The organism is Streptomyces sp. NPDC005566, from assembly GCF_040605575.1.
Classification (GTDB): domain Bacteria; phylum Actinomycetota; class Actinomycetes; order Streptomycetales; family Streptomycetaceae; genus Streptomyces.
The window spans coordinates 1-1,099 of sequence record NZ_JBEXDB010000085.1 but is presented as its reverse complement, the minus strand read 5'-3'; the positions used below and the strand labels follow the sequence as shown (position 1 = coordinate 1,099).

Genomic DNA, 1,099 nt, shown 5'->3' with positions numbered 1-1,099 from the left:
GTCGTACGTCACCGCGGCGATCGACTTGCCGTCCTCGCCGATCAGGCCCGATGACTTCAGTTGCGACACGTTCACCGCGTCCAGATCCGCCGTACCGGCCTTCACGTTCGACAACGTCGTGCCCGTCTTGCCCGCCAGCGTTACCTTGTCCTTCGACGTGCTGTCGTACACCACCGCCAGCGATTCGCCGGTCGTCTTGTCGAGGACACCGCCATCCGTCAGCGCGTCCTTCATGTTGCCCAGGTTCTCGTTCGTCGCGAACAGTTGCGAGCCGTTCACCGCGTCCGTGCTCTTCGCCGACAGTTCGGCCGCCTTCACGTTCGTCAGCTTCGTGCCGCCTTCACCGGCCAGCGTTGCCGACTTGTAGTTCGGCGTGCCGTCCGCGTTCTTGTCGTACGTAATTGCTGCGACCGACTTGCCATCCTCGCCAATCAGGCCCGACGACTTCAGTTGCGACACGTTCACCGCGTCCATATCGGCCTTGCCCGCCGCCACGTTCGACAGCTTCGTACCGCCTTCACCGGCGAGCGTCGCCGACTTGTAGTTCGGCGTGCCGTCCGCGTTCTTGTCGTACGTGATCGCTGCAAGCGACTTGCCGTCCTCGCCGACGAGACCCGACGACTTCAGTTGCGACACGTTCACCGCATCCATGTCGGCCTTGCCGGCTGCGACGTTCGACAGCGTCGTGCCCGTCTTGCCACCGGCCAGCGTCACCTTGTCCTTCGTCACGCTGTCGTAAGACACGGCCAACGGGTTCATGCCGCCTTCGACCTCGCTGATCGCCTTCGTCAGTTGCTCGACGTTCACCGCGTCCGTGTTGGCCTTACCCTGTGCGACGTTCGACAGCGTCACCGGACCCGTCGACTTCCCGCCACCCAGCGTCACCGAGTTGTAGTTCGGCGTGCCGTCGGCCTTCTTGTCGTACGTCACCGCAGCAATCGACTTGCCGTCTTCGCCGATCAGGCCCGACGACTTCAGTTGCGACACGTTCACCGCATCCAGGTCGGCCTTGCCCGCCGCCACGTTCGACAGCGTCGTGCCCGTCTTGCCCGCCAGCGTCACCTTGTCCTTCGACGTGCTGTCGTACACCACCGCCAGC

Annotated in this window: 1 pseudogene; it reads right to left on the bottom strand. The window is 63.9% G+C overall.

The features are described 5' to 3' along the window. Positions 1–1,099: pseudogene (locus ABZS61_RS34870) on the bottom strand (hypothetical protein); the annotation flags it as partial.